Origin of the sequence: Actinoplanes awajinensis subsp. mycoplanecinus (assembly GCF_001509495.1) — a bacterium.
GTDB classification, from domain to species: domain Bacteria; phylum Actinomycetota; class Actinomycetes; order Mycobacteriales; family Micromonosporaceae; genus Actinoplanes; species Actinoplanes palleronii.
Map to the genome: position 1 here is coordinate 113,519 of NZ_LLZH01000342.1, position 13,145 is coordinate 126,663.

Genomic DNA, 13,145 nt, shown 5'->3' on the forward strand with positions numbered 1-13,145 from the left:
GGCATGGCAGTGCGGCATCGACGTGGCCTGATGGCGCTCTCCGTGGTGCTGGTGCTGGCCGGGGGCGCGGCTGTGGTCGTACACCAGAGCGCCGCAGGCGAACCGCGACCGGAAGCGGCCGGGACGCCGCCAACCGCCCCGGCCGGAACCGCGATCGTTCCGGAAGCCGCGGCAGTGACCGCCACCGCGACCGCCCCCGCACCGAAGCCGTCGGCGACCCGGGCCCGGGCGGTCGGTGACGCGCAGGCCGCGATCCGCCGCAACGGAGCCGTGGTCCGCTCCGCGCCGGGCGAGAAGTACCAGCCGGTGGACGCGGTGGTCGACGCCGGCGGCGAACGGCACGTCCGGTTCGCACGGACGCACCGCGGACTCGACGTGCTCGGCGGCGACTTCGTCGTGCACACCGGAGCGAACGGCCGGTTCGCCGGCGCCACCGTCGCACAGGACCACGCCGTCGACGTGCCGGCGACCGCGAAGATCAGCCGGAGCCGGGCGATCACGGTGGCCGGGCAGGGCGCGGCGAGCCGGGCGCGGCAGGTCGTCGACGCGTTCGCCGGGAAGCCGGCGCTGGCCTGGGAGGTGACCGCCGGCGGCCACGTGGTGATCGTCGACGCGACCACCGGGACGGTCCGCCGCGACTACGACGAGGTGCACACCGCCGAGTCCGGCACCGGCCACGGCCTGCAGGTCGGTGACGTGCCGCTGGGCACCACCCGGCGCGACGACGGCTCGTACGCGCTCGTCGACCCGGACCGGGGCGGCATCAGTGTCCGGGACGCGCTGAACGAGTACTACACGCTGAAGCCGGTGAAGTTCGCCGAGTTCACCGACGCCGACGACGTGTGGGGCGACGGCACCCGCACCGACCGCGCCACCGCCGCCGTGGACGTGCAGTACGGCCTGGCCCGCACCTTCGACTACCTGCGGGACACGTTCGGCCGGGCCGGCATCCGCAACGACGGCACCGGGCTGACCGGTTATGTCCACCACTCGGTCGACCAGGCCAACGCCTCGTGGAGCAACTACTGCGAGTGCGTGATGTTCGGCGACGGCTCCCCGGCGGGCCGCCCGTTCACCTCGCTCGACGTCGTCGCGCACGAGATGGCGCACGGTCTCACCTCCCACACCGCCCGACTGGTCTACTCCGGCGAGTCCGGCGCCCTGAACGAGGCCAGCAGCGACATCTTCGGCACACTCGTCGAGTTCGCGGCGAACAACCCGGCCGACGCCCCCGACTACCTGATCGGCGAGCAGACCGGCGCCGCGCCGCTGCGCCGGATGGACGAGCCGAGCCGCAACGGCAAGTCGGCCTCCTGCTGGACGCCGGCGGTCAAGGACCTGGACGTGCACCGCTCGTCCGGCATCGGCGGGAAGTTCTTCTACACCCTGGCGGCCGGCAGCGGCGTCACGCAGTGGGGCGACAGCCCGCCGTGCGGCGACGCGGCACCGGTCACCGGCCTGGGCAACGACCGCGCCGCGCAGATCTGGTACCGCGCGCTGACCGTCTACATGGTCTCGAACACCAACTACGCCGGCGCGCGGCAGGCCACCCTGCTCGCCGCCGCCGACCTCTACGGCCCGGACAGCACCGAACGGCACACCGTCGACGCCGCCTGGCTGGCCGCCGGGGTGGACGGCTCGGACGCCGCGTACGGCACCCCGGAGCTGTTGCCGTTCGCCGACCACACGCCGTCGCCGCGGGTCGGCGAGCCGGTGCGCATCCAGGTCGGCGCCCGCGACCCGCAGGGCCAGCCGGTCACCTTCAGCGCCACCGGCCTGCCGCCCGGCGTGTCGATCGACGCGGCCGGCCTGATCACCGGAGCGCCCGGCACCCGGGGTGAGTACCCGAGCGACATCATCGCCACCGACCCGGACGGCAACGCCGCCCGGGAGCTGATGTGGTGGATCGTCAAGGGCCCGCCGGAGGTCCGGTCGGCCCCGGTGGCGATGAACATGCAGCTGGGCATCGGCGCGTTCGGCAACTACCGGATGACCTTCGCCGACGCGCCGGACCACATGGTCGACACGGTCCTGCTCGCGGTGACCGCGACCGGTCTGCCGGACGGTCTCGACCTGTCGGTGAGCCGGCCGGTCTCGGGCGTCTACACCGTCGGGATCGCCGGGATTCCCACCACCGCCGGTGCGGGCACCACCGTGCTGACCGCCGTCGACGCCGACGGTGAACGGGTGACCGCGTCGGCGCCGTGGCGGGTGCTGCCGGCCCACGCGCCGGCCGCCCCGCTCGGCGTCCGCCTCACCGGCAGCCCCGGCGCGCCGCTGCTGGAGTGGGACAAGCCCCGGTACACCACCGGCGATGTGCAGGTCACCGGGTATGTCGTCCGGGTGACGCCGGGCAGCACGACGACGCTGGCCGGGACCGCCCGGTCGATGCCGCTGACCGGGCTGGACCCGCGGAAGTCGTACACCGTCGGGATCCGGGCGACCAGCGCGATCGGCCCCGGCGCGGAGAAGACGGTCACCCTGACCCCGGCCGGTCTGCCGCTGGCCCTCTCTCCCGCCACGATCGGTTTCGGTCAGGCGACGGTGCTCAGTGGCCGGGTGGTGCGGGGCGGCGGCACGATCGCCGGTGCGGTGCTGACCGTGGAACAGCGACCGGCCGGGCGCACCACGTGGAGCCGGGTCACCACGGTGAGGACCGACGCGAAGGGCGCCTGGCGGGCCACCCTGAAACCGGCGACCCGCACCGCCTACCGCGTCACCTATCCGGGTGCCACCGGCGTCTGGCCGGCCACCTCGGCGACCACGACGGTCACCGTCCGCTACACCGTCACGGTCAAGGCGAACACCACCAAAACCAAGATTTACGGTACGGCGAAGCCGGCTCGATCCGGAGTCACGATCACGCTGCAGCGCAGGTCCGGCACCAAGTGGGTGACCGTGACCAGAACGAGGACGACGGCGAGCGGGGCGTACACGTTCTCCCGGGCCTTCAAACGTGGCACCTGGACGCTGCGTGTGGTGGCCACGGGCGGCGCCCTGAACGCGAGTGCGACGAGTGCCGCCCTGAAACTGAAAGTCACCTGACCCGCTTGTCGTCCCGCGGTCCCGCCCTGCGGTCCCGCCCGGCGGGTCCGTTCCGCGGTCTCGCCCGGCGGGTCCGTTCCGCGGTCTCGCCCGGCGGGTCCGCCCAGCGATCTCGCCCAGCGGGTCCGTTCCGCGGTTTGGTCCTACGTGGAGGATGGGTGGCATGACGGTAGGCAGAGTGATCATCGTGGGCGGTGGGGTCGCCGGGACCGCAACCGCACTGGCCCTGCACCGGGCCGGCATCCCGGCCGAGGTCCACGAGGCGCACGAGGCCGGCGGGGCGGACGCGGGCGCGTTCCTGACCCTGATGGGCAACGGGATGGCGGCCCTCGCCGAGATCGGCGCGACCGCCGCGGTCGAGGCGGTCTCCTATCCGGCGCCGACGGTGACGCTCTGGGACGCCGCCGGGCAGCAGGTCGGGCACCGGCCGATAGCGGGCGGGGCGCGGTCGATCACCCGCGCCGCCCTGTACCGCGCGCTGCAACAGCTCGCCACCGAGCGGGGCATCCCGGTGCGTCACGGCCGGCGGATGACGTCCGCGGTGAACCGGGCCGATGGTGTCGAGGTGGCGTTCGCCGACGGGACCACGGTCGCCGGGGACGTGCTCGTCGGGGCCGACGGCATCCGCTCCCGGACCCGCCGGCTGATCGACCCGGCCGCGCCCGAGCCCCGGTTCAGCGGCGGCCACGTGATCTACGGCTACGCGCCCGGCAACCCGGCCGGCGTCGACCCGGACGGGTTCCACATGGTGCACGGCAGCCGGGCGTTCTTCGGCTTCACGGCGCCCGGCGGGGACGGCCGGACCTGGTGGTTCGCCCGGGTCGGCGGCGGGCAGCCGGGCGACTCCCCCGCGTCGTGGCGCGATCGCGCGCTCGACGTGTGCCGGGACGACGCCACCCCGCTGACCGCGATCATCACGGCCTCCGGCACGGACGTGATCGGCGGGGAGTCCTACGACATCCCGACCACGCCGCACTGGCACAACGAGCGGATGGTGCTGGCCGGGGACGCCGCACACGCCACCACCCCGGCCGCGGCGCAGGGTGCGTCGATGGCTCTGCAGGACGCGGTGGCCCTCGCGGGGGCGTTGGGTGAGCACGGTGACCCGGCGGCCGCCTTCACCGCGTACGAAAATCTGCGCCGGACCGAAACCGAACAGACGGTCGCGGCCAGCGCGCGCCTGACCGCGTCAAAATCGGTCGCGCCCCCGGACCCGGCCGCCTAACGTGCACCTACCGACACACCAGGGAGGCCACCATGCGCCGCGAAGAGCTGTCCTTTTGAACTGACCAGTAAACGTCGTAGGGGGTATCCGTAGCGAAACTCAGGTCAAGCGCGGAGACCGCGTCGTCGGTGGCGTCGCCGCCGGCGTCGTCGGCGGCAAGGAGCTGATCGAGAAGCTCGGCGGCAAGGACCCGTGCCCGTGCGGCTCCGGACGGCGGTTTCCGCCGGTGCTGCCGCAGCAAGGGTCGCTACGACGACACCAACGGCCACTACTACGTCCGTGACTGAGGTTCCCGCACCGGCGGCCCGCAACGGTCGCCGGCGCGGACCCCGGCTGGCCCCCAGCGGTGCCTCACCGCCCTCCAGACACCCCCCACAACCAGCCGACACCAGACCCCGGCTGGCCCCCAGCGGTGCCTCACCGCCTTCCGGGCACCCCTCAGGACCAGCCGGCGCCGGAACGCCCTGATATTTCTCTGAAATCTGATTCGTACGGTCGCGGCATGCCGCTTGATTACGTGATCATCGGGGCCGGACCGGCCGGGCTTCAGCTCGCCGCACTGCTGGAGGCCGACGGCAGGCGCGACTACCTGGTGCTGGAGGGCGCGGACCGGCCGGGCGCGTTCTTCGAGCGTTTCCCCCGGCACCGCACGCTGATCTCGATCAACAAACCGCACACCGGTTCCGACGACCCCGAGCTGAACCTGCGGCTGGACTGGAACTCGCTGCTCAGCGACGACCCGGCGCTGCGGTTCACCAGGTACACCGAGCGGTATTTCCCGGACGCCGACGTGATGCTGCGCTACCTCGACGACTTCAGTAAAGGCCTGAAGATCGAATATCACGCGCGAGTGACCAGAATCAGCCGGGACGGCGACCTGTTCACCGTCGCGGCCGGCGACCGGACGTGGCAGGCCAGGCGGGTGATCGTGGCGACCGGCGTCTCCCGCGCCTACCGGCCGGACATCCCCGGTTTCGAACTCGCCGAGGGCTACGCGGAGATGTCCGTCGATCCGCGCGACTACCTCGACCAGCGGGTGCTGATCATCGGGAAGGGCAACTCGGCGTTCGAGACCGCGGATGCCCTGATGGAGACGACCACGCTGATCCACCTGGCCGGGCCCAGCTCGATCCGGCTGGCCTGGCGCACCCACTACGTCGGGCACCTGCGCGCGGTCAACAACAACTTCCTCGACACGTACCAGCTGAAGTCCGCGAACGCGGTCCTGGACGGCGAGGTCCGCAGCATCGAACGCGACGGCGACGGCTTCACGGTCACCTTCGCGTTCTCCCGGGTCCAGGAAGTGATCAAGAAGCTGCGTTACGACCGGGTGCTGGCCTGCACCGGCTTCCAGTTCGACGCGACGATCTTCGATGAGTCCTGCCGGCCGGAGCTGACCATCAAGGACCGCTTCCCGGCACAGACCGAGGGATGGGAATCGGTCAACGTGCCAGGCCTGTTCTTCGCCGGCACGATCTCCCAGGTCCGGGACTTCAAGAAATCCACCAGCGGTTTCATCCATGGCTTCCGCTATGCGGTGCGCGCTCTTTCCACAACCCTGGAGCTTTCGTACGACGGGAGCACCTGGCCGGCCGAGAAGCTGGACGCCTCGCCGGAAACGGTCACCGAGGCGATCATCGCGCGGGTGAACCGGTCCTCGGCACTGTGGCAGCAGTTCGGTTTCCTGGCCGACGTGGTGACCGTGGCCGGGGCGGACGCCCGGTACCACGACGAGGTGCCGGTCGACTGGTTCACCCGGCACGGGCTGGCCACTCTCGGTCACGAGTACTCGGACGCGTTCGTGGTCACCCTGGAGTACGGCCCCGAGCACGACCAGGTCGACCCGTTCGACATCACCGTCGGCCGGGTGGCGCAGGACGTGCCCGGTCAGGCCCACGACGCCGCCTACCTGCACCCGGTGGTCCGGCACCACCGGGACGGCGCGGTGACCGCCGTGCACCACCTGGCCGAGAACCTGGAGAACGAGTGGGACCGGCCGGACGTGCACGTCAAGCCGCTGGCCGCGTTCGTGGCCCGCTGCCTGTCGCTGCCGCTCACCGGTCACGGCCCCGGCTGGCTCCCCGCGGTGTCTCAGCACGGTCGAGACACCCCGGAGAACCAGCCCGGTTCCGAGAGCTGACGTGGACCCGGTGCACGCCGACTTCTTCGCGGGCGGGGCCGGCGAGGAGCGGACGCTGCGGGCGAACGTCACCGCGTACGACCGGCTGCGGATCGTGCCCCGGGTGCTGCGCGCGACCGGTGACCGGGACCTGCGGATCACGCTGTTCGGCACCGGGCTGGCCACCCCGGTGCTGGTCGCGCCGACCGCGTTCCACCTGCTCGCGCACCCCAGCGGGGAGGCCGCGACCGCTGAGGGGGCGGCCGCGGCCGGCACCGTGATGGTGGTCAGCATGGCCGCGACCCAGCCGGTCGAACGGATCGCCGAGGCCGGCGGCCCGCTGTGGTTCCAGCTGTATCCGCAGCCGGACCTGGCCTTCACCGAGCACGTGGTGCGCCGCGCCGAGAAGGCCGGGTGCCGGGCGCTGGTGGTCACCGTGGACTCCCCGGTGTTCGGGCGGCGCGAGCGCGACACCCGCAACGGGTTCACCGACCTGCCGGCCGGTCTGGCCTGCGAGAACATGCGCGACGCGACCGGCCGGGCGCGGGACATAGTGATGGATCCGGGGCTGGGCTGGGACCGGCTCGGCTGGTTGCGCACGGTGACCGGGCTGCCGATCCTGGTCAAGGGGATCCTGCACCCGGCGGACGCACGGCTGGCCGTCGAGCACGGGATGGACGGGCTGATCGTCTCGAACCACGGCGGGCGGCAGCTGGACGGGGCGATCGCCTCGGTGGACGCGTTGCCCGCCGTGGCCGAGGCGGTCGGCGGGCGGATCCCGGTGCTCGTCGACGGCGGGATCCGGCGGGGCACCGACGTACTGGTCGCGCTGGCGCTGGGTGCGACGGCGGTGCTGGTCGGGCGGCCGGTGATCACGGCGCTGGGGGGCGGGGGCGCTGCTGGCGTACGCGATCATTTGCGGACGTTGACGGCGGACCTGGACCACGTGATGGCCCTGGCCGGAGCGCGGCGACCGGCCGACCTGACCCCCGACCTGGTGGCGGTGGCGCGGTGAACGCGGTGGTCCGGCTCCGGGAGTGGATCTTCCAGCGGGTGAACGGGACCGAGGGCATCCCGGTGCCCGGCCCGCTGGTCGGCGCGGAACATTTCGAGCGGGTCTACAGCGATCCGGCCGCCGACGGGCGCAGTCGCGGCGCCGGGTTGTCCGACCTGTTCTGGTACTGGCTGGCCCCCGGACCGCAGATGCACCAGGAGCACCTCGAACCCGGTGATCGCTATCAGACAGTGGCGCGCACGACGCGGAAGGTTCTGGCGGTGCCGCACGCCCGCTCGGACGCGCTGGCGACCGCGGCGGCCGGGCGGATCCTGGACGAGCTGCCCCGCGGACGTTCCGTGCTGGTGCGGCTGCGCGACCTGATGATGCCGGTCTGGGCCGAGATCTTCTACGAGCAGGTGTTCGGCGAGCCCTGTCCGCGACCGGTCCGGGACCTGATCGTGGCCAACGCGGACGACGTGGTGACCGCGCTGAAGGGGCTGAGCCTGCGGCACATGCGCCGGCGGGACCGGCTGACCCGGTACCTGCTCGGCCGGATCAACGCCGGGACCTGCCCGGTCGTGCTGCCCGAGCCGTTCACCGCGCAGGAGACCGCCTGGTATCTGCAGGGCGCGTTCTTCAACACCGCGGTGGTGCAGATGTCCGAGGCGATGGCGCACATCCTGCTTGGCGCTTCGACCGTTTCTGATCTCAGCGATCTCTCCGACGAGTCGCTCGACCGGATCATCGACGAGACGCTGCGGGTGCATCCGCTGTTCGGCGTCGCGCACCGGATCACGTCAGCGCCGATCGCCGTCGACGCGGACACCGTGCTGCCCGCCGGGTCCGTGCTGCTCTTCAACTACCTGGCCTTTCAGCGCACCGGACCGGCACCCGACGACACCTTCGACCCGGAACGCTGGCGGTCGCTGTCGCGCAAGGAGGCGCACTTCATCCCGTACGGGATAACCGCCAACCGGGCGTGCCCGGCGCGCGGTGCCGCACCCGTGATGCTGCGCGCCGTCACCCGTGCGGTGCTGCGCCGGTTCACCCTGGCCGCGCCGGCCGCGCACACCCGCTCGCTGCCCAACCGGGGCCCCGCCTACCTGACCCCGATCGGTCAGGCCGGGCCGAGCAGCGCCCGCCTGGCCGCCCTGCGCCACGCGGATCGGATCGCGGACGCCGGGCGGTCGGTGAAGCAGCTCGTCCTCGGCACCTGGATGGTCCTGGACGCCCGCCGCCAGAAGCTCTGCACCACCTACTTCGCCCCGTTCACCACGGAGGAGGCCCGCTCATGACACCCACCGAGCTCGCCCCGCGGTTCTTCATCGCGGTCGCGGTCATCCTGCTGTTCTGCAAGCTGGTCTCCTGGCTGCTGGGCAAGGCCGGTCAGCCACCGGTGGTCAGCGAGATGCTGGCCGGCGTGCTACTCGGCCCGTCACTGCTCGGCCTGCTCTTCCCGCAGGTGCAGGCCGCGCTCTTCCCGGCCCCGCTGCTGCCGGTGCTCTACGTGGTCGGCCAGGTCGGCCTGGTGCTGTTCATGTTCCAGGCCGGGTACGCGTTCCGCTCCCACCGGGTCACCAACCTGGCCGGCACCGCGGGCGCGGTGTCGCTCGCCGGGATCACCGCGCCGCTGCTGCTCGGCGTGCTGCTGGTGGTGATGACCGGCGACGCCGCGCCGATCCGCCCGGACGGTGTCTCGCTCGGGGTGTCCGCGGCGTTCGTCGGCGTGGCGCTGTCGATCACCGCGTTCCCGATGCTCGCCCGGATCATCACCGAGCGCGGGCAGGCCGGCACCCGGCACGGCTCGCTCGCCCTGGCCAGCGGCGCGATCGACGACATGGTCGCCTGGATCATGCTGGCCGTGGTGCTGGCGTTCGCGTCCGGCGAGGCCGGCCCGGCGATCGTCACCGCGGGCGGAGCGGTCATCTTCGGCCTGGTGATGTGGCTGGCCGGGCCACGGGTGACCGGTGTGCTGATCCGCAGCGACCGGCTCGACGGCCGGGCCCGGATGCTCGGCACCGTCGCCCTGCTCTTCCTGATCGCCTGGTACACCGACGAGATCGGGCTCTACGCGGTGTTCGGCGCGTTCGCGGTCGGCGTGGTGATGCCGCAGCACGAGCGCACCGAGCAGGTGGTGGAGACGCTCACCCCGGTCGCGTCGGCGGTGTTCCTGCCGCTGTTCTTCACGTTCTCCGGGCTGCGGACCGAGTTCGGGCTGCTCGGCGATCCGCGGGTGCTGATCTTCGCGGGGGCGTGCATCGTGCTCGCGGTGGCCGGCAAGTTCGGGGCCTGCTGGGCGGCGGCGCGGCTGCGCGGGGAGCCGAACGGGGTGGCGCTCAAGGTCGGCGCGCTGATGAACGCGCGCGGGCTGATGCAGTTGATCGCGCTGAACGTGGGGCTGGAGGCCGGGATCGTGAACTCGTCGCTGTTCACCGTGCTGGTGCTCGTCGCGTTGGTGACGACGTTGATGACGACGCCGTTGCTGACACTGCTGGAGCGTCGCGAGCGCCGGGCCGCTCCGGTCAGGGAGCCCGCTTTGGCCGTACCTTAAGAATTTGATTGAAAAAGCAAACTTTCCTCCCGGTGCGTCCATCCATATGAGATCTTCGATGTCATGCGCCGGTTGCTTGTGGTTGAGGACGATTCCGATCTGCGCGAGATGGTCGCCGAGACCCTTGTCGACGAGGGTTATCACGTCGACCAGGCACCGGATGGCCAGCGCGGGCTGCACCTGGGCCTGACCAGGCCATACGACGTGCTCGTCATCGACCGCCGGCTGCCCGCACTCGACGGCCTGGACCTGATCACCCGGCTGCGGGCGCGGGCGGTGGCCGCCCGGGCGTTGATCCTGACCGCCCTCGGCACCATCGACGACCGTGTCGCCGGACTGGACGCGGGCGCCGACGACTACCTGGTCAAACCATTCGATCTGGACGAGCTGAGCGCCCGGATCCGCGCGCTGTGCCGGCGCACGGCCGACGCCACGGAGGCGCTGCGGATCGGGGGCGGGGTGCTCGACCTGGGTCTGCGCGACGCGGTCCTGCCGGACGGGAGCCGGGTGCCGCTGTCGGCCCGCGAGTTCGAGCTGTTGCGGGTGCTCGCGGCGCGGCCGACGGCGGTGCATTCCCGCGCGATGTTGCGAAGCCTGGTCTTCGACGAGGCCGCGGCGGCGTCGATCGTGGATACGTATGTGTATTACCTGCGGCGGAAGCTGGGCCGCAAGGTGGTGCGGACGGTGCATGGGCTGGGGTATCGGATGGGGGCGCTGTGAAGCCCTTTGCTGGGTTTTGGGCGGGGTTCGTCCTCCCGCGCTCCTTCCGTGCGTGGCGCTTCCTCGCGCTGCCCTTCCTTGCGCGGGTGCCCTTCCTCGCGCGGCTCCTCCTTGCGCGGCCGTCCTTCCTCGCGCGGCCCTTCCTTGCGCGGCCCCTCCTTGCGCGGCCCCTCCTTGCGCGGCCCCTCCTCGCACGGCCCCTCCTCGCACGGCCCTTCCCTTCGCGGCCCCTCCTTTCGCGGCCGCCCCTGCTTTCGCGGCCTCATGGCGTGTGCGGCGTGGTCGGGCATGGATCTTGGATGGGCGTGCGGTGAACCGTTCTCCGGAGTTGGGGGCGGTGCGGCGGGCTCGCTGGCGGATCGGGCTCCTCGTCGGGCTGGCGATCGGGACGCTGCTGGCGATGCTCGGGGCGATCTCGTATGAGGTGCTGCGGCACAGCCAGGAGGAGCAGATCGGGCGCGAACTCGCCTATGGCGTGCGCACCGGTGTGATCGCCGGGCCGCCGGCCTGCAGCTGGATCTTCGCGTTCGCCGACGACGGGACCGTGGCCAGCGGCGACCGGGCCGCTCCGCCGGGCTTCCCGATGCGGGACGCGGTCGCCGAGGTGGCCGCCACCGGCGCGGGGCAGACCGTGCAGGTGGACCGGGACGGCACCACGTACTGGATCCGCACCGAACGCCGCGGCGACCAGATCGTCCAGGCGGTCTTCGACGCGCGCTTCCAGCTCGCCGACCGGCGTCACCTGCTGACCGCGTTCCTCAGCGCCGCCCTGGCCGGGCTGTTCGCGGCGGCGCTCACCGCGGTGACGGTCGGACGGCGGGCGGTCGCTCCGCTCGTCGAGGCGCTCGGCCGGCAACGCCGGTTCGTCGCCGACGCCAGCCACGAGCTGCGCACGCCGATTGCCCAGGTGCACACCCGGGCCCAGCTGCTGGCCCGCCGCGCCTCCGCCGAAACCGACCGCCGCGAACTCGACCGCCTGGTCGGCGCCACCCGGCGACTCGGCGAGATCGTCGACGACCTGCTGCTCTCGGCGCGCCTGGCCGCCGACCCGATCGCCCTGCCCGCCCCGGCCCAACGACTCGGGCAGCGCCTCGGCCGCCGGATCAGCGGCCGGCATCCGGATCCGACGGGCCGTCCGATGAACCAGCCGGTCGACCTGGCCTGGCTCGCCGGCGACGCGGTCTCGGCCGCCGCGGAACGGGCCGCTGAACGATCGGTTTCGGTCACAGTGGACGTGCCGACGAACCCGGTGCCGGTCGTCGGGGTGGAATCCGCGCTGCGAAGGGTAGCCGCCGAACTGCTGGCGAACGCCCTCACCCACACCACCGGCGGCCATCTCACGGTCACCGTCCGAACCGCCCCACCGAACCGCGCCTTCCGTGGCGGGATCGCGGAGATGGTCGTGTCAGACACCGGCGACGGCTTCGACCCGGCCGACGCCGAACGGATCTTCGACCGCTTCCACCGCGGCCCAGCAACCAGCCCCGATACCGCAGCCACCCCCAGCTCCAGCCCTGTCACTGGTCCTGGTCCCGCGGCCGCTCCCGGTCCTAGTCCTGGTCCCGCGGCTGGTCCTGGTCCTGGTTACGGTTTTAGTTACGGGCAACGCCGCTTCGGTCTCGGCCTGGCTCTGCTCCGCGAGGTGGTCACCAGCCACGGCGGAACCATCACCGCCGACGGTCATCCCGGCACCGGCGCCACCTTCACCGTCCGGCTCCCCCTCGCGCCAGCACCAAGCAACGGTCACACGCCCAACCGCGCCCTGGTCGCCACCGATCCCCACTGACCACCGCTGGCCCCGACTCCGGCTGGTGGTGAGGGCTGCCTCCACCCACCCGAGACCGCCCTCACCACCAGCCAACCTGCCGCGGCTGGCGCTCAGGGCTGCCTCCAGACCGCTGACACAACCCTAACCACCAGCCAACCTGCCGCGGCTGGCGCTCAGGGCTGCCTCCAGACCGCTGACACAACCCTCATCACCAGCCGACCTGTCGCGGCTGGTGGTGAGGGCTGCTTTCGATGGCTCCAGGGAGCCCTCAGCACCAGCCGGGACGGGAGGTGCAGGACAAGTCCGGGTGGCAGTACGGGTCGGCCGTCCCTCACGGAACCCGGCTACTCCGGACCGCAGCCACCTCGGGCCGCACACACCTCGGACCGCAGCCACCCAGGATCGCTACCACCTCGGACCGTGGGGTGGCTCGCGGTGTCGGCTGGCTCTCAGGGGTGTGGTCGAGGGGTTGAGGCACCTCTGGTGACCAGCCGGGGGGGGGTGGGGGCGCGGCACGGCCTGGTAACGGGACGGGGTCGCGTGGGGCCAGCACGGCGCTCGGTTCTGTAGCTGCGGACGGGCGCCCCTATGAGGACCGAGGCGGCGTCGCGCGTGCGGGCGGGGTGACCGGGAGTGGCGTCGGCCGCGAGGGTGACGCCTGCGGGAGCGCGGGGCGCTGCGGGAGTGGTGGAGTGATGGAGCGGCGGAGTGACGGGCCCG

Annotated in this window: 9 protein-coding genes; all 9 read left to right on the top strand. The window is 72.3% G+C overall.

The annotated features are described in order from the left end of the window. The first annotated feature begins 3 nt into the window (after positions 1-3). The 9 genes from ADL15_RS48745 to ADL15_RS48785 all read left to right on the top strand — a co-directional run bounded on the left by ADL15_RS48745 (position 4) and on the right by ADL15_RS48785 (position 12,443). Positions 4-3,045 (top strand): M4 family metallopeptidase, encoded by a 3,042-nt coding sequence (locus ADL15_RS48745; RefSeq protein WP_083972639.1) that lies wholly within the window; start codon positions 4-6, stop codon positions 3,043-3,045. Positions 3,046-3,208: 163 nt separating this feature from the next. Further along, positions 3,209-4,270: an FAD-dependent monooxygenase gene (locus ADL15_RS48750; RefSeq protein WP_067707596.1), complete on the top strand. Its 1,062-nt coding sequence runs from the start codon at positions 3,209-3,211 to the stop codon at positions 4,268-4,270. Positions 4,271-4,436: 166 nt separating this feature from the next. Continuing rightward, positions 4,437-4,553, top strand: coding sequence for an SEC-C metal-binding domain-containing protein (locus ADL15_RS57325; RefSeq protein WP_394327006.1), 117 nt, complete (start codon positions 4,437-4,439; stop codon positions 4,551-4,553). A 219-nt stretch (positions 4,554-4,772) separates the two neighbouring features. Then, positions 4,773-6,410 carry an NAD(P)-binding domain-containing protein gene (locus ADL15_RS48760; RefSeq protein WP_083972640.1) on the top strand — a complete coding sequence of 546 codons (1,638 nt, stop codon included), beginning with the start codon at positions 4,773-4,775 and terminating at the stop codon, positions 6,408-6,410. Position 6,411: 1 nt separating this feature from the next. Beyond that, the gene (locus ADL15_RS48765; protein WP_067707604.1) at positions 6,412-7,404 is read left to right on the top strand and encodes an alpha-hydroxy acid oxidase; all 993 of its coding nucleotides are present in this window, start codon (positions 6,412-6,414) and stop codon (positions 7,402-7,404) included. Further along, positions 7,401-8,681 carry a cytochrome P450 gene (locus ADL15_RS48770; RefSeq protein ID WP_067707607.1) on the top strand — a complete coding sequence of 427 codons (1,281 nt, stop codon included), beginning with the start codon at positions 7,401-7,403 and terminating at the stop codon, positions 8,679-8,681. The genes ADL15_RS48765 and ADL15_RS48770 overlap by 4 nt, the downstream gene beginning before the upstream one ends. Next, entirely contained in the window at positions 8,678-9,937 is a 1,260-nt protein-coding gene (locus ADL15_RS48775) for a cation:proton antiporter (RefSeq protein ID WP_067707610.1), read from the top strand. Before ADL15_RS48770 ends, ADL15_RS48775 begins: the two co-directional genes overlap by 4 nt. Positions 9,938-10,000: 63 nt before the next feature. After that, positions 10,001-10,657, top strand: a complete 657-nt coding sequence (locus ADL15_RS48780; RefSeq protein ID WP_157442083.1) for a response regulator transcription factor — start codon at positions 10,001-10,003, stop codon at positions 10,655-10,657. 310 nt (positions 10,658-10,967) lie between these two features. Further along, positions 10,968-12,443 carry a sensor histidine kinase gene (locus ADL15_RS48785; RefSeq protein ID WP_232345091.1) on the top strand — a complete coding sequence of 492 codons (1,476 nt, stop codon included), beginning with the start codon at positions 10,968-10,970 and terminating at the stop codon, positions 12,441-12,443. Positions 12,444-13,145: the final 702 nt, after the last annotated feature.